Below are 15,518 nucleotides of genomic sequence, written 5' to 3'. Positions count from 1 at the left end.
CCGGCCCTACCCCGCGCCGACGAAGAGGCGGTTCAGCTGGTGGTCGACCAGGGCCACCGCCTCCTCCGGCGTGCGCTGTCCCAGCAGGACGCTGGTCTGGAGTCCGTCCGTCGCCGCCAGGAGGAGTTCCGCCTCGGGGCGCGGGTCGAGGTCGGCGGGGACCTCGCCGCGCTCCTGGCCCCAGGCGATCAGGCCCGCGACCAGCCGCTCCAGCGCGGGCGGGGCGTCGCGGGCGACCGCGGCGAGGTTCTCGTCGTTCAGGAAGCGGACGAAGTAGGCCACGTACACCAGATGGCGGGTGCGCCGCTCCTCGTCCAGGGGGAGCAGCTCCAGCAGGACGCCCCGCACGGTGCCGCGTGAGGTGGGCGGCTCCGCCGCGGCCTCGACGCGCTCCTTGGCGCGCCGCTCGGCGTCGGCGTTGAGGATCTCCAGCGAGGTGAGCAGCAGGCCGTCGCGGTTGCCGAAGTAGTACTGGACCAGCCGTACGGAGACGCCGGCCTCGGCGGCGACCTGGCGCAGGGTCACGTCCTCCAGGCCGCTTCGGGAGGCCAGCCGCCAGACGGCCTCGGCGATCTGGCGGCGGCGCTGGTCGTGATCGGCCTGTCGGGGCATGTCTTCCTCACTCGCCGCGTCGCCGCTCCCCCGTGCGGCGCGGCGACGAATCTCGCTCAGCGTTATGATTCGATCGTATCAACAGGCTCGGGGCGGGCCGCTCCCGGACACGAACGGGGTGTGTCATGAAGTACACCATCGGGCAGGTCGCCGGTGCGGTCCTGCTGGTGCTCGGCGCCCAGGGCGTCATCCGGCTGCTGATCGACCACGACAAGGGCGGGCTCCTCGGCTGGGTCCCGGGCGGCTTCGCGGTCCGCCTGACCTGCTACGTGGTGGTCGGCGTGGCCGGTGCCCTGCTGGCCGGGTGGGCCGAGGACCGCGCGAAGAAGGGGCGCGGCAAGCGCGCGTGACCGGGCGCCGGTGGCCGCCGCTAGCGCCGCAGCCGGCCCAGCAGTCCTGCCAGCACCACCATCAGCACCACATGGAACACCGTGGCGACCGCCAGCGCGTGGCCGTACGCCGCGGGGCCGCTGCCGTTCCGGGCGCCGAAGTACAGCGCGCCGGCCACCGCGACCCCGAGCGCGCCGCCGACCTGCTGGCCGGTGGACAGCACGCCCGAGGCCGTACCGGTGTCGGCGGGGCCGACGCGGGAGAGGACGGCCCCCAGGAGCGGCGGGACGAGAAGGCCGTTGCCGACGCCGACCGGCACCAGGGCCAGGGCCAGCTGCCAGGCGCGCGGGCCGCCGTCGGAACAGGCGGCCACGGCGACGGTCGCCCCGAACCCCGCGGCGGCGACGAGCGCCCCGCACCGCAGGGCGCCCGTCCCGGACCCGGACGTCCGCCCCGCCGCCAGATTGGTGGCGAAGAAGGCGGCGGCGAAGGGGACGTAGCAGAGCGCGGAGCCCAGCGCGCTCATCCCCAGGCCGTCCTGGAGGGTCAGCGAGAGGACCAGGAAGTACGAGTTGATGCCCGCGTAGGCCAGCACGACGAGGGACATCCCCAGGGCGAACGGCCGCGAGCGCAGCAGCCCCGGGCGTACGAGCGGTGCGCCGCCCCGGGCCTCGACGCGGCGCTCCACGGCGACGAAGACGGCGAGGGCGGCGGCCGCCGCGGCGAGACCGAGCCAGGTCCACAGCGGCCGGCCCGCCTCGCGGCCCTCGATCAGCGGCACGACGAGCAGGAACAGCGCGACGGTCAGGGCCGCCGCGCCGGGCAGGTCCAGGCGGCGGGCTCCCTCGGCGCGGGACTCCGGGACGTACCTGGCGGCCAGTGCCAGGGTGACCAGGCCGATCGGCACGTTGACCCAGAACACCGGCCGCCAGGCGGAGCCGAAGGGGTGGGCCGCGACCAGGACGCCGCCGAGCAGCTGACCCGCCGCACCGGACAGACCGATCACGGCGCCGAGGGCGCCGAAGGCCCGCGGCCGGCCCGGGGCCGGGACGAGCACCTGGATCATCGTGAGGACCTGCGGGAACATCAGGGCGGCGGTGAGCCCCTGGGCCATCCGGGCCGCGGTCAGAGCGCCCGGCCCGGGGGCGACCGCGCAGGCCGCCGACGCCAGGGTGAAGAGCGCCGTGCCGGTCATGAACATCCGCTTGCGGCCGAGGAGATCGCCGAGGCGCGCCCCGGTGATCAGGGCGACGGCGTACGTGAGCTGGTAGCCGGCCAGGATCAGCTGGAGGTCGGCGGCGGAGGCGTGGAGCTCCGTCCGGACGGCCGGTGCCGCGACGAGCACGATAAAGGTGTCGAGCACGGCCATGAAGGCCCCCGCGAGCAGCACGGACAGGGCTCGCCAGGGCGAGGCGGCCGGCGATCCCGTGGCGGCCGGAGGGGAAGAGGGAACGGAAGAGACGGCGGAGGGTTTCTGCGTCATGTCCGCGATCCTCGGGCGGCCCGGAGCGGGCCGGGAGTGGCCACTTATGCTGGTGTGAATTCCACCCCGATGCCGTGCGACGCCGTCCCGGCGCTTCGCCCACGGCCCGACCCCTGCGAGAGGGAATGCCGCCGCCCGAACAGGACATGACCCCCGATCAGGTCCGGCGGCGCGCGCTCGCCGGCTTCCTGCGGTCGCGCCGGGAGCGGCTCACCCCGCGCGACGTGGGCATCCTGGCGGGCACCCGGCGCCGTACGCCCGGCCTGCGCCGCGAGGAGGTCGCCCTGCTCTCCGGCGTGAGCGTGACCTGGTACACCTGGCTGGAGCAGGGACGCCGGATCAGCGTGAGCCGGCAGGTGCTGGAGGGCCTGGCCCGCGCGCTGATGCTCGACGCCGCCGAGCGGCGGCACCTGTTCGCGCTGGCCGGGGAGCCGCCGGAGGAGCCGGACCCCGCCGAGGGGCCGGGCGCCGCCCTCCAGCAACTGGTGGACGCGCTCGATCCGCATCCGGCGTACTGCCTCGACGCCCACTGGAACCTGGTGGCCTGGAACCGCGCCGAGGCCGCCCTGATCGGCGACCCGGCGCTGCTGCCGACCCAGGAGCGCAACCTCGTCCGCATGGTGTTCACGGACCCGCGGTTCCGGACGCTCCTGGCCGACTGGCCGGGGCAGGCGCGGCACCTGGTGGCGCAGTTCCGGGCGGACGCGCGGCACCGCGTGGGCGACCCCGGCCTGACCCGGCTCACGGACGGACTGCGGCGGGAGAGCGAGGAGTTCCGCACCTGGTGGGAGGCGCACGACATCGCGGGGTTCCGCGCCAACCGGCGGCGCTTCCACCACCCGCGGGCCGGCCTCCTCACCCTCGACTACGTGAAGCTGGCCGCCCTGGACGCACCGGGCGTCAAGCTCTTCGCCTGCGTCCCGGCGGACGCGGAGACCGCCGGGAAGCTGCCGGACCTGCTCGCTTCCGGTGCACCGGAGGCCGGGACCACCACCGGGTGAGGACGGCGCGCCTACCTCACCCGCGGCACCGCCACGGCGTCGTACTCCATGTCCGGCGTCTGCTCCTCGTTGAAGCGCGAGTTGGGGAGGTAGAGCCGGTCGCGGAAGGCGGCCACGGTGGTCGGGATCCGGAAGCGCGGGTCGGTGATCCTGGCCACCGCGCGGCCGCGCAGGCCGGTGGCGTCCAGGTGGAAGACGTCGACGGCGTTCTGGATCTGCTGGACGACGTAGAGCGTGCGGCCGAGGAGCAGGGCGCCGTCCCCGTCGGGCAGCTTCCTGCCGCCGAGGTCGACGCGGCGGGCGTCCCCGGTGCGCGGGTCCACGCGGAAGAGCGTGCCGCCGTCCGCGAAGACGTTGATGACGAGCAGCGCCGCCCCGTCGGGGGTGCGCTCGATGCCGTTGGTGGTGAAGCCGTTGTCCGGGGCCTCGGCCCACTCGCCCTTCAGCGGCAGGGTGACGATGTCGCGGGCGTGCGGCAGCTCGCCGCGCGGGCCGAACGGCAGCCCGTAGAGCTGGGACCGGGTGGAGTCGGTGAACCAGGCGCCGCCGGGGGTGAGCACCACGTCGTTGACGACCGTGAGCGCCTTGCCCACCTCGTACGTGGCGAGGGTGCGGCCGGCGCGGCCGTCGACCACGCGCAGCTGCCGGGTGGGGCCGCCGGCCAGGAAGAGCCGGCCGCGGCGGTCCGACTTGAGGCCGACGGTGGGGGTGTCGCTGCCGGTGGTGACGACCCTGCCGCGCCCCGTGGCCAGGCTCGCGCGATAGAGCGAGCCGCCGCCGAGCGAGCCGAACCAGGCGTACGGCCCGGGGCCGGTCGTGATGCCCTCGGGCCGGAAGCCGTCGGGCAGCGGGAAGCGGGTGGGCCAGGGGGCCTGGGCACGGGCCGGCGACGCCAGAGGTCCTGCGACGGCCGCCGCGCCGAGCGCCGCGCCGGCGGCCCCGAGCAGTCTTCGGCGTGCGAGGGAGCCTGCCATGGTGTGCGTCCTTCCGAGGCGTGGAGAGTGACCGGGATCACGGAAGCACAGCCCTACCCGCCGAACCCGCCCCACACGCGGATCCGGGCGGACGAAAGGGGGCGCTCCCCGATGGGGAGCGCCCCCTGAAGGACGGTGCGACCGCCCGCCGACCGGCCACGGCGGGTCGGCGGGCGCCGGTCACGACCGGCGCCGCCATGCCTCGTACGGCTACAGCGCGACGCCGAGCAGCGCGTCCGCGGTGCGGGAGACGAGGCCGGGCGCGCCCTCGTCCGTACCGCCGTCGGCGGTCTGGGCCGCGGCCCAGCGGTCGATGGCGGCCAGCGCCCGCGGTGCGTCGAGGTCGTCCGCGAGGGCCTCGCGGACCTCCTCGACCAGGGCGTCGGCGGACGGGCCGTCGGGGCGGGAGACGGCGGCGCGCCAGCGGGCGAGGCGCTCGACGGCCTCGGTCAGGACGGCGTCCGTCCACTCCCAGTCGGCGCGGTAGTGGTGGGCCAGCAGGGCCAGCCGGATCGCGGCGGGGTCGACACCGTCCCGGCGCAGCTTGGAGATGAAGACGAGGTTGCCGCGCGACTTGGACATCTTCTCGCCGTCGAGGGCGACCATGCCGGCGTGGACGTACGTCTTGGCGAAGGGGTGCTCGCCGGTGAGCGCCTGGGCGTGCGAGGCGCCCATCTCGTGGTGCGGGAAGACGAGGTCGCTGCCGCCGCCCTGGACGTCGAAGCCCATGCCGAGGTGGTCGAGGGCGATGGCGACGCACTCGATGTGCCAGCCGGGGCGGCCGGGGCCGAGCGAGGCGCCGTCCCAGCTGGGCTCGCCCGGGCGGGCGGACATCCACAGCATGGGGTCGAGGGGGTTCTTCTTGCCGGGGCGGTCGGGGTCGCCGCCGCGCTCGGCGGAGAGCAGCCGCATCGCCTCGGCGTCGAGACCGGAGACCGCGCCGAAGGAGGGGTCGGCGGCGACGGAGAAGTAGATGTCGCCCTCGAGCTCGTAGGCGGCTCCGGCGGAGAGCAGGCGCTCCACCAGGGGGACGATCTTCGGTATCGACTCCACGGCGCCCACGTAGTGCTGGGGCGGGAGCATCCGCAGGGCGGTCATGTCCTCGCGGAAGAGGGTGGTCTCGCGCTCCGCGAGCGCGGTCCAGTCCTCGCCGTCCCGCACGGCGCGCTCCAGCAGCGGGTCGTCGATGTCCGTGACGTTCTGGACGTAGTGAACCTGCCGCTTGGTGTCGAGCCACACGCGCTGCACGAGGTCGAACGCGTTGTAGGTCGCCGCGTGCCCCATGTGGGTGGCGTCGTACGGCGTGATTCCGCAGACGTAGATACGGGCGACGGGGCCGGGGACGAGGGTCACCCGTCCACCGGTCGCGGTGTCGTGGATCCGGAGGTCGCGGCCACTGCCAGGCAGGGCGGGTACCTCAGAAGCGGGCCAGGCATGCATGTTCAGAAGCGTAACCGGACGGGTGTTCCGGATACGAACCGGACTCGGGTGTTGGCCGAACAGGCCCTCTTGCGCTTGCCCCGCCCGGTGTGCATCAGCCCGTTTCCGGCGCGGACCGGAGTGGATCAGACCGGTGGCCAGGGAATAGCGGGCCACTGACCGCTCGGCTCACGGTGCCGCCCGGTCCGCAGCAGGTCCGCGACACGCGCGCGGAGCGCCTGGATTTCGGCCGGTGTGATGAGCTCCGCCAACCGGGCGGCAAGGGGGCTGCCTTCGGCCAGATCGGCCGAAAGTCGCCGCAGGGCGTCGAGGGCCTCCTCGGTCAGCGGCTCACCCGCCCAGCCCCACAGCAGGGTGCGCAGCTTGTCGTCCGCGTTGAAGGTCACACCGTGGTCGATGGCGTAGATCCGGCCGTCCGCGGCGGGCAGCAGGTGGCCGCCCTTGCGGTCACCGTTGTTGATCACCGCGTCGAGCACGGCGAGCCGCCGCAGGCGGACGTCGTCGGCGTGCACGAGCAGCGCGGTGCGCTCCTCCCCCGGGCCGCCCACCTCCGCGAAGCCCACGGCCTTCCAGCCCTCGCCGGGCTCGTCGCCGTCGACCAGGGCGAGCAGCGGGCCGCCCTCGGAGGCCTCCGCCGCCGGCCCCGGGCCCGCCGGGCCCGCCGCGCTCCCGGCGCCCGCGGCGGCCTCAGCCGTCTCCCCGGCCGTCCCGGCGGTCTCCGGTGCCTCGATCCACAGCTGGCACATGCCCTCCCCGTACGGGCCGTCCCGCAGCACCGTGGGCGGGACCAGGCCCCAGCCCATGGCCTCGGACAGCTCGTAGGCCGCGACCTCGCGCTGGGCGAGCGTCCCGTCGGGGAAGTCCCACAGGGGCCGCTCGCCGGCCACCGGCTTGTAGACGCAGGCGGCGCTGACCCCGTCGTACTCGACCGTGCAGTACAGGACGGCGTTGGACGCCCCGCGGACCTGCCCGCGTACCGTCAGCTCACCCTTGGCGAGCAGCTCCTGCGGGCTCACGCTCCGCGGCGGTATCCGTTCTGGCGCGGACATACATGTCCTTCCGGGTCGAGCGGCAGGCTGCACAGGGGGCACGGCGGACGGCCGGCGTTGACGACCTCCAGGGCACGCTTGGCGAAGGCCCGTGCCATGGTGCCGGTGAGCCGGACGCGCAGCATCGGCGGACCGTTCGTCTCGTCCTGGAGCATCCGCTCCTCGGCCTCGACCAGGTCCTCGTCGGTGTCCGCCGCCAGCTCGACGAGGGCCTGCGCCTCCACGATCATGCGCTGTCCGTCGCCGTCCCAGGCCAGGGCCATGGTGCCGACCCGGAACTCCTCCTCGACGGGGGACTCCAGGGGCCCGGTGTCGGCGAGCTCCGCGGGGGCCACGGCGGGCACCGCGGCGTTGCCGCCGGTGCGCCGGACGACCTCGTCCAGCAGCTCGTCGATCCGCTCGGCGAGCGCTTCGACCTGGGCCTTCTCCAGGGCCACGCTGGTGGTACGGCCGCCCGCGGAGGCCTGGAGGAAGAAGGTACGGCGACCCGGCAGCCCGACCGTACCGGCGACGAAACGGTCCGGCGGGTCATAGAGGAACACCTGACGGGACAACGTCCTGCTCCATTTGCTTCGGTGGTGGAGTGGTGCGGAAGTAACTGTTCCGGATGCTGCTCACGCGCGGGGAGGCGGACGGAGCCGCGCCACCACCCTACTGCGCTGGGCGATCACGGTGCCCCCGCCCCGCCTCCCACGACGCCGTCCGCCTCGGACCCCTCGGCGGGGGCCGCCGGCTCCGTGTGCGGGGCGAGGCCGCGCAGCTCACCGGTGTCGCCGAGGCGCAGCAGGAACGGCCGCAGCCGGGTGTAGCGGATGGCGGTGACCGAACAGGGGTCGACGGCGATCCGCTGGAACAGGTCGAGGTGCAGGCCGAGGGCGTCGGCGACGAGCGACTTCACGATGTCGCCGTGCGAGCACATGACGTAGACGGCGTCGGCGCCGTGCTCCTCCTCGATCCGGGCGTTCCAGTCGCGCACGGCGTCCACGGCGCGCGCCTGCATGGCGCGCACGGACTCGCCACCGGGAAAGGCGGCGGCACCGGGATGCCGCTGGACGACCTCCCACAGCGGCTCGTCGACCAGCTCGGCGATCTTGCGGCCGGACCAGTCGCCGTAGTGGCACTCCCCGATGCGCTCGTCCGTGTGCAGGGGCAGGTCCGGGCGGGCGGCGAGGAGCGGCGCCAGGGTCTCCCGGCAGCGTTGCAGCGGGCTGGTGACGGCGGCGGCCAGGGGGAGCCCGGCCAGCCGGTCCGGGAGGGCGGCCGCCTGGGCGGTGCCGCGCTCGTCCAGGGCGACGCCGGGGGTCCAGCCGGCGAGCACGCCCCCGGTGTTGGCGGTGGACCGGCCGTGCCGGACAAGGATCAGCGTGGGCATGGCCGCCAGCCTACGTCGGGGCCGTGCGGCCCGTCCCGGCCGGTGGCGAACCCGGCTCCGGGGCCGGGCTGCGGAGTCCGGTTCGCCCCCGTCCGCGCCCGCCCGCCGACCACCGCGCGGTGTACTCGGGGCCGATCGGCGGCAGAATGCCCTCCGTGATCGTGGACTGCGCTATCTACCGGGACGGACGCCGCACCGAGGGCCCCGCCGACTTCTCCGACGCGCTGGACGAGGCGCGGGCCGACGGCCGCTCGTTCCTGTGGATCGGGCTGCACGAGCCGACGGAGAAGGAATTCGAGCTGGTCACCAGCGAGTTCGGGCTGCACCCGCTGGCCGTGGAGGACGCGCTGAAGGCCCACCAGCGGCCCAAGCTGGAGGTGTACGACGACTCGCTGTTCGTCGTCCTGAAGCCGGTCGTCTACGACGACGCCGCGGACACCGTCACCACCGGCGAGCTCATGCTCTTCCTCGGCGACTCCTTCGTGGTGACCGTCCGGCACGGCGAGGGCGCCCCGCTCGCCGAGGTGCGCCGGCGGCTGGAGGAGGACCCGGAGGTCCTGCGGCACGGCCCGTCGGCGGTCGTGTACGCGGTGAGCGACGCGGTCGTCGACCACTACATCGAGGTGGCCGCCGAGCTCCAGGTGGACCTGGAGGAGCTGGAGGCGGAGGTGTTCGCGCCGGTGGGCGGCGACACCCGGAACACGGCCTCGCGGATCTACTCCTTCAAGCGGCAGGTGATGGAGTTCCGGCGGGCCTCGTGGCCGCTGACCGACCCGATGGCGCGGCTGTCGGGGGCGGGCGTGCCGTTCGTACCGGAACCCGCGCGGCCGTTCTTCCGGGACGTGGGCGACCACCTGACGCGGGCGAACGAGTCCGTGGACGGCCTGGACCGGCTGCTGACGGACATACTGTCGGCCCACCTGGCGCAGATGGGCGTCCAGCAGAACGACGACATGCGCAAGATCTCCGCGTGGGCGGCGATGGCCGCGGTGCCGACGATGGTCGCCGGCGTCTACGGGATGAACTTCGACCACATGCCGGAGCTGCACCAGCCGTGGGGCTATCCGGCGGTCGTGCTGCTCATGGCGGGGCTGGTGTTCTGGCTGCACCGCTACTTCAAGCGACGCGGCTGGCTCTGAGGCGGGCCGGGGGCGGGCTTGCCGGGGCGGGCCCCGGAGTCCGTGCGCGCCCCTGCCGCCTCGCTCCCTCTGCTCCCTCTATTGCCTCGCTTCCCGCTTCCCGCTTCCCGCTTCCCGCTCAGGCGAACTCGGCCGCCGAGGTGGCGGGGCCGCCCAGCGGGTCACGGCGCGCGGGCGGGCTCAGCGTGACCATCCGGCGCCACCCGAAGAGCCGCTCGCGGAGGTACACCGCCCGGATACCGAGGGACAGCACCAGGGCCTTCCGCCCGGACCACCCGAGAAGGGCACCCATGCGCGCCATCACGGCCAGGCTGACGTCCCTGTGGACGCGGATCTCGGCGCGGGCGCTCTCGCGCAGGACGGCCCGGATGGTCCGGCCGTGTCCGGCGCGGGCCAGCCGGAGCAGCTCCTCGTGGCAGTACGCGAGGTGGTTGTCCTCGTCGTGCGAGATCATCCTGATCGCCTTGCCGACCTCGGGGTGCTCGCCGAAGTGGGCGGTGAGCATCCGCATCTGGTCCGCGGCGCGCTGCTCGGTGACGCGGCTGTGCGCGAGGTAGACCACGATGTCCCGCTCGGTCAGCGGTTCGTCGCCGCGCAGCAGGGCGTGGGCGAGGCCGATGCCGCCGCGCTCCAGGAGCATCGTGTAGTCGGTCTCGGGCGGCACGGGCACCGGGTCGAGGCCACGCTTGCGCAGCAGGGCGTTGAAGATCCGCCCGTGCTTGTCCTCGTCCGCGCCGTGCCGGGCGATCTTCGGGGCGAGCGCGCGCTGGGTGCCGGGGACGCGGGCCGCGATCCTGCCGTTCTCCCAGCCGCCCTGCGCCTCGCCGCTGGCGGCGATGGAGCAGAAGAGCCGGTAGGACTCGTCGTCGTCGAGGATCTCCTGGAACAGGCTCCTGGCCGAGAGCATGGGCGTCACCTCCCTGCGTCCGCGGCACGGGTTACGCGCGTTTCGCATGTTTCGCGCGCGGTTGCGTGTGTCCGCGTGTGCCCCGCGAGGTGAAAGTCAAGTACCCGGCGGACGGGTCGGCAACAGGAGGTGACGGCCGCTGGGCCGAACGGGTGGAGCCGCGGTGGCGGCTCGCACGGGATTCCGGGGCCTCGGCGCGTAACCCCGCGCGCGTACGGGCGTTGTGTTCTGTACCGGCCGTGGCGGGGAAGACACCCCGAGCCCCCACCACGGCCGCAGGTTTCCCTCCGCTACGCCAGGCCGGCGCGCTCCATCGCCTCGACGCCGGCCCGCAGGGCGGCGATCCGCTCGTCGAGGGTGAACCCGGCGGGCAGCAGCGACAGCGTGGTGACGCCCGCGTCGGCGTAGGCCTGCATCCGGTCGGCGATGCGCTCCACGGGGCCGAGCAGGGTGGTGGAGTCGATCAGCTCGCGCGGTACGGCCGCCGCGGCGCCGGCCTTGTCACCGGCCAGGTACTTCTCCTGGATCTCGGCGGCGGCCTTCTCGTAGCCCATGCGCTGGGCGAGCTTGTTGTAGAAGTTCTGCTTGGCGCTGCCCATGCCGCCGACGTAGAGGGCGGTGTGCGGGCGGAAGATGTCGGCGAGGGCGTTGACGTCGTCGCCGACCGCGATGGAGACGCTCGGGGCGAGGTCGAAGCCGTCGAGGGTCTTGCCGATCTTCTCACGGCCCGCGCGGATCGCGCCGAGCGTGGTCTCCTCGGCGTGCTCCGGGGCGAAGAAGACGACGAGGGCGCCGTCGGCGATCTCGCCGGTCTGCTCCAGGTTCTTCGGGCCGATGGCGGCGATGTAGAGCGGAACGCGCTCACGCACCGGGTGGACGGTCAGCTTGATGGGCTTGCCGGGGCCGCCGGGGAGCGGCAGCGTCCAGTGGTCGCCGTCGTGGGTGACGCGCTCGCGGGACATGGCCTTGCGGACGATGTCCACGTACTCGCGGGTGCGGGCGAGCGGCTTGTCGAACTTCACGCCGTACCAGCCCTCGGAGACCTGCGGGCCGGAGACGCCGAGGCCGAGCCGGAAGCGGCCGCCGGAGAGGGAGTCCAGGGTGGCCGCGGTCATCGCCGTCATCGTGGGCGTACGGGCCGGGATCTGGAAGATGGCCGATCCGATGTCGATCCGCTCGGTCTGCGCCGCGACCCAGGACAGCACGGTGGGGGCGTCCGAGCCGTACGCCTCGGCGGCCCAGCAGACCGAGTAGCCCAGCCGGTCGGCCTCGCGGGCGACCGCGAGGTTGTCGGCGTCCATCCCGGCGCCCCAGTAGCCGAGGTTGATTCCGAGCCTCATTCGACCCATGCCGACTCCCCTTACTGATCAGTAACGTCGTTGTCCCGGGGACTGTAGCGCGCCGGACCGGAGTACGTCATCGGTGTGCCGGCACCACGTCGCCGCCCGCCCGGCCCGCCACCCGGCCGGTTGTCGGGCCGATTACCTGGTCAACGCCTCGGCCGCGGGGTTATCCACAGGGCGCCACGGGGTGTGCCGCGGCCAGTAGGGTCAGCGCTCATGGAGCTAAGGCATCTCGGCCGCACGGGGCTGCGGGTATCCCGGATCGGGCTCGGCACGCTCACCTGGGGCCGGGACACGAGTGAGCACGACGCCGCCGAACAGCTCAAGACGTTCTGGGAAGCGGGCGGCACCCTCGTCGACACCGCGGATGTCTACGCGGACGGTGGCGCGGAGTATCTCCTGGGGCAGCTGATGGAGGAGCTCGTCCCGCGCCGCGATCTGGTCATCGCGACCAAGTCGGGCAGCGTCCCCGACCCCGACCGCCGCTTCGACGGCTCGCGGGGGCATCTGCTCTCGGCGCTCGACGCCTCCCTGGAGCGGCTCGGCACGGACCATGTGGACCTGTGGCAGATCCATGCCTTCGACCCCTGGACACCGGTCGAGGAGACCCTCCAGGCGGTCGACATCGCCGTCAGCAGCGGGCGGGCCCGCTATGCGGGCGTCTCCAACTTCAGCGGCTGGCAGCTCGCCAAGGCCGCCACCTGGCAGCTCGCCGCGCCGGGCATACGGACCCGGCTGGCCGGCACGCAGATGGAGTACTCACTGCTCCAGCGCGGCATCGAGCGCGAGGTGCTGCCCGCCGCGCTCGACCTGGGCATCGGGGTGCTGCCGTCCTCGCCGCTCGGCCGCGGCGTCCTCACCGGCAAGTACCGCCACGCGACCCCCGCCGACTCGCGGGGCGCCTCGGAGAGCCTCGCGCCCTTCGTCGCCCCGTATCTGGACGAGACGGCGGGCCGGGTCGTGGACGCCGTCGCCACGGCGGCGGACGGGCTCGCGACGACGTCCCTGAAGGTCGCGCTGGCGTGGGTGCGCGACCGCCCCGGGGTGACCGCCCCGATCGTCGGCGCGCGGAACGCCCAGCAGCTGCGGGCGGCGTTGTCAGTGGAGGCGCTTACGCTTCCGGACGAGATCTGCCAGGCGCTCGACGACGTGTCGGCCCCTGTGCACCGCTATCCCGATCAGGACTGGAGCACCCTGTGAGTACCGATCGCCCCGCCGGCGAAGCCGCACCGGCGGAGCCGGAGAAGGCCGCCCCGGCACCGCCGCCCGCCGAGCGAGAGGCGCCCGGGGGCGCGGGTGCGGAGGCGGCGTCCGCCGCGGGTGCCGGTGCGGAGGCGGCGTCCGGCCCGACGGGCGGGGCCGACGCGGCGGGCGCGAGCCCGGAGGCGACCGCGAACACCGGGGAGCCGGACGCGGACGCGCGCTCGCGGGGCACGGACCCGCAGGGGGCCGAGGGCGGCACCGCCGCCAAGCGGTCCGCCGTCGCGGAGGCGCTGGCCGCCGCGGTGCGGGCCGTCGAGAGCGGGGAGAAGCCCGCGACGGCGTTCTTCAACGATCCGCGCAGGCAGGCGCCCCCGGCCCGGCCGGCCCCGCAGCGCGCGGGCGCGCCCGTGGCCCCCGCCGCACCGACGGCACCCGTGGCCGAGCGGCCCGCACGTCCCGTCGTCAGCGCCGAGGGGCTCGGGAGCGTGCGTGAGGTGCTGGCCGCGGGCGGCGCCCCCGAGCAGCTCACCGGCCCGGTGACCGAGGCGCTCGGCGAGCACGCCGCGGAGGCGCTGCGCGCCGACCCCTGGCAGCTGCTGGCCGTCCCGGGCGTGCGGCCCGAGCAGGCGGACGGCTTCGCGCGGGCCCTGCTCGGCGCCGAGTGCGGTCCGGACGACGAGCGCCGGGCCCAGGCCCTGACGGTCTGGCTGCTGGAGCGCGCGGCGGACGCCGGGCACACGGTGCTGGAGGCGTCGGTCCTGCGCTCCGCCCTCACCCGGCACGCGGTGCCGGACCCGGACGAGGCCCTTCAGAGCGCCCTCGCGGAGGGCGCCGTCCTGGTCTTCGAGGAGGCGCTGGAGAACCCGGCCGCCGCCCGCGCCGCGCGCGAGGCCGACCCGGACGCGGAGGTCCCGGTCCGGCTGCTGCTGGGCCTGGACCGCTTCGCCATGGCCGAGGAGAGCCTCGCGGACGGCCTCGGCCGCCTGATCAACAACTTCGAGCCGGAGCCCGCCGTCACCCCGGACGAGCCCGGGGCGACGGGTGACGGGACGGAGGAAGCCGGCTCCCGCACGCCGGAGGCCGCGGCATCCAAGGCCCCGGCCGACCCGACGGGCGAGCCGGAACCCGACGCGGCGGACGCCGTGACCCCGGACGCGCCCGGGGTCGCGAGTGACCAGGCGAAGGAAGCCGGCTCCCACACGCCAAAGGCCGCAGCCTCCGCCGACCCGGCGGACGGGCCGGACACCGACGCGGCGGACGAGAACGCGGAGCCCGCCGGCGCCCCGGACGCGCCCGAGGTGACGGGTGACGGGACGGAGAAGGTCGGCTCCCGCACGCCGGAGGCCGCGGCATCCAAGGCCCCGGCCGACCCGACGGGCGAGCCGGAACCCGACGCGGCGGACGCCGCCGACGCCCCCGAGCAGGCGGAAGCCGCTCCCGGTGGCGTCGGCACCACTCCCTCCCCCGACTGGGAGGCCCTCGCGGCCGCCACCGTGTCGGCGTCCGGTGCCGAGCTGGTCCGCGCGGTCGCGGGCGCCGGCGTCGTGGCGCACAGCGGCGGCGAGGCCTCGCGCGCCGAGGTCGTGGCGGCGGTGCTCGCGGCGCGGGCGGCGGGGGTGCGGGCGTGCGTAGCCGTGCACACCGAGGACGGCAAGCGGCGGGCCGCCGGGCTCGGTGACGGCGCGGCCGTCACCGTCGCGGGGCTGCTGGCCGGGCGGGAGGGCCCGGGCCGGGACGCCGACGGCGCGCTCGCGCTCGACCTGCTCGCCGTGCTGGACGCCCCGCAGCTCGACGTCGAGGCCGCCGCGATGCTCGTGGAGTCGCTGGCGGACGGCACCCGGCTGGTGCTGAGCGGCGACCCGGGCGTGCTGTGGTCGGCGGGCCCCGGCAGGGTCTTCGCGGACGTCCTCGCGGCCCAGGCCTGCCCGGTGGTCGTCTCGCGCACCCCGGACCCCGGCCCGATCGGCGAGCTGGTGTCGGGGATCGGCGTCGGGGAGCTGAGCCAGGTCGAGGCCCCCGGCAAGGAGGTCGTGATCGTGCCCGTGCGGGAGCCCGCGGAGGCCGTGCACCGCACGGTCCAGCTGGTCGCGGACTCCGTCCCGCGCGCGATCGGCGTGCCGGCCGAGCGGACCCAGGTCATCACCCCGGGCCACGGCGGCCCCGCCGGCACCCGCGCGCTCAACGCGGCGCTCAAGGAGCGGCTCAACCCCGGCCCCGGCCGGTTCGGCGGCTTCGACCCCGGCGACCGGATCGCGTACGTCCCGGCGCCCGGCCGGACGGTGACCGGCACCGTGGTCTCCGCGGACGCGGAAGGGCTGCGCCTGGACTGCGGCGGCACGCCCGTGGTCGTGCCGAGGGAGCGGGTCGGCGAGGAGGTCCGGCACGGCTGGGCGGTGACGGCGCACCAGGCCGCCGGGGTGCGCTGGCCGGCCGCCGTGGTGGTGCTGCCGGGCGACGCCGCCCGGACGCTCACGCGGTCGTGGGTCTACACCGCGTTCGGCAGGGCGGAGCGGCATCTGTCGGTCGTGCACGGCGTCGAGCAGGCACTGCCCCGTGCCGTCGCCGAGGTCCCCGCGAAGGAGCGGACGACGCGGCTCCGTTCGCTGCTGCGGGCACAGGGGCGCCCGGCGGAGTGACGCCGGGGCCTGCCGGTGTCCCGGGAGGG

14 protein-coding genes are annotated in these 15,518 nt (G+C 75.0%); 5 read left to right on the top strand and 9 right to left on the bottom strand.

The window, feature by feature from the left end:
• Positions 1–6: 6 nt before the first annotated feature.
• The gene (locus tag SMD11_RS26405; RefSeq protein WP_087928828.1) at positions 7–612 is read right to left on the bottom strand and encodes a TetR/AcrR family transcriptional regulator; all 606 of its coding nucleotides are present in this window, start codon (positions 610–612) and stop codon (positions 7–9) included.
• A 125-nt stretch (positions 613–737) separates the two neighbouring features.
• Between SMD11_RS26405 and SMD11_RS26400 the strand changes: the two genes are divergently transcribed.
• Positions 738–962: a hypothetical protein gene (locus SMD11_RS26400; RefSeq protein ID WP_087928827.1), complete on the top strand. Its 225-nt coding sequence runs from the start codon at positions 738–740 to the stop codon at positions 960–962.
• Positions 963–982: 20 nt separating this feature from the next.
• Here SMD11_RS26400 and SMD11_RS26395 read toward each other — a convergent pair whose 3' ends face one another.
• Positions 983–2,425, bottom strand: coding sequence for an MFS transporter (locus SMD11_RS26395; protein WP_087928826.1), 1,443 nt, complete (start codon positions 2,423–2,425; stop codon positions 983–985).
• A gap of 146 nt (positions 2,426–2,571) precedes the next feature.
• Between SMD11_RS26395 and SMD11_RS26390 the strand changes: the two genes are divergently transcribed.
• On the top strand, positions 2,572–3,426 hold the full coding sequence (locus tag SMD11_RS26390) for a helix-turn-helix transcriptional regulator (RefSeq protein ID WP_087928825.1): 855 nt from the start codon (positions 2,572–2,574) through the stop codon (positions 3,424–3,426).
• 11 nt (positions 3,427–3,437) lie between these two features.
• On the opposite strand, the gene SMD11_RS26385 is transcribed toward SMD11_RS26390, so the two are convergent.
• From SMD11_RS26385 to SMD11_RS26365, 5 genes are all read right to left on the bottom strand, one after another.
• On the bottom strand, positions 3,438–4,400 hold the full coding sequence (locus tag SMD11_RS26385) for an SMP-30/gluconolactonase/LRE family protein (protein WP_087928824.1): 963 nt from the start codon (positions 4,398–4,400) through the stop codon (positions 3,438–3,440).
• Between the two features lie 210 nt (positions 4,401–4,610).
• Entirely contained in the window at positions 4,611–5,840 is a 1,230-nt protein-coding gene (gene mshC / locus SMD11_RS26380) for a cysteine--1-D-myo-inosityl 2-amino-2-deoxy-alpha-D-glucopyranoside ligase (protein WP_087928823.1), read from the bottom strand.
• Positions 5,841–5,965: 125 nt separating this feature from the next.
• Entirely contained in the window at positions 5,966–6,889 is a 924-nt protein-coding gene (locus SMD11_RS26375; RefSeq protein ID WP_087928822.1) for an SCO1664 family protein, read from the bottom strand.
• Positions 6,853–7,443, bottom strand: a complete 591-nt coding sequence (locus tag SMD11_RS26370; RefSeq protein WP_087928821.1) for a DUF3090 domain-containing protein — start codon at positions 7,441–7,443, stop codon at positions 6,853–6,855. Before SMD11_RS26370 ends, SMD11_RS26375 begins: the two co-directional genes overlap by 37 nt.
• A gap of 113 nt (positions 7,444–7,556) precedes the next feature.
• Positions 7,557–8,261 carry a histidine phosphatase family protein gene (locus SMD11_RS26365; RefSeq protein WP_087928820.1) on the bottom strand — a complete coding sequence of 235 codons (705 nt, stop codon included), beginning with the start codon at positions 8,259–8,261 and terminating at the stop codon, positions 7,557–7,559.
• Between the two features lie 146 nt (positions 8,262–8,407).
• Between SMD11_RS26365 and corA the strand changes: the two genes are divergently transcribed.
• Positions 8,408–9,400, top strand: coding sequence for a magnesium/cobalt transporter CorA (gene corA, locus SMD11_RS26360; RefSeq protein WP_087928819.1), 993 nt, complete (start codon positions 8,408–8,410; stop codon positions 9,398–9,400).
• A 118-nt stretch (positions 9,401–9,518) separates the two neighbouring features.
• Here the strand turns inward: corA and SMD11_RS26355 are convergent, their stop codons facing one another.
• Together SMD11_RS26355 and SMD11_RS26350 are read right to left on the bottom strand one after the other, a co-directional pair.
• A complete protein-coding gene (locus SMD11_RS26355; protein ID WP_087928818.1) occupies positions 9,519–10,307 on the bottom strand; it encodes a hypothetical protein in 789 nt (262 codons plus the stop codon).
• A 290-nt stretch (positions 10,308–10,597) separates the two neighbouring features.
• Positions 10,598–11,647: an LLM class F420-dependent oxidoreductase gene (locus SMD11_RS26350; protein ID WP_087928817.1), complete on the bottom strand. Its 1,050-nt coding sequence runs from the start codon at positions 11,645–11,647 to the stop codon at positions 10,598–10,600.
• Positions 11,648–11,866: 219 nt separating this feature from the next.
• On the opposite strand from SMD11_RS26350, the gene SMD11_RS26345 reads away from it, so the two are divergent.
• The gene (locus SMD11_RS26345; protein WP_087928816.1) at positions 11,867–12,850 is read left to right on the top strand and encodes an aldo/keto reductase; all 984 of its coding nucleotides are present in this window, start codon (positions 11,867–11,869) and stop codon (positions 12,848–12,850) included.
• Positions 12,847–15,489 carry a helix-hairpin-helix domain-containing protein gene (locus SMD11_RS26340; RefSeq protein ID WP_087928815.1) on the top strand — a complete coding sequence of 881 codons (2,643 nt, stop codon included), beginning with the start codon at positions 12,847–12,849 and terminating at the stop codon, positions 15,487–15,489. Before SMD11_RS26345 ends, SMD11_RS26340 begins: the two co-directional genes overlap by 4 nt.
• The last annotated feature ends 29 nt before the right edge of the window (positions 15,490–15,518 follow it).

Source organism: Streptomyces albireticuli (assembly GCF_002192455.1).
GTDB lineage: Bacteria > Actinomycetota > Actinomycetes > Streptomycetales > Streptomycetaceae > Streptomyces > Streptomyces albireticuli_B.
Note: the sequence above shows the minus strand (reverse complement) of the source record. Positions and strands in the feature narration are given on the sequence as shown.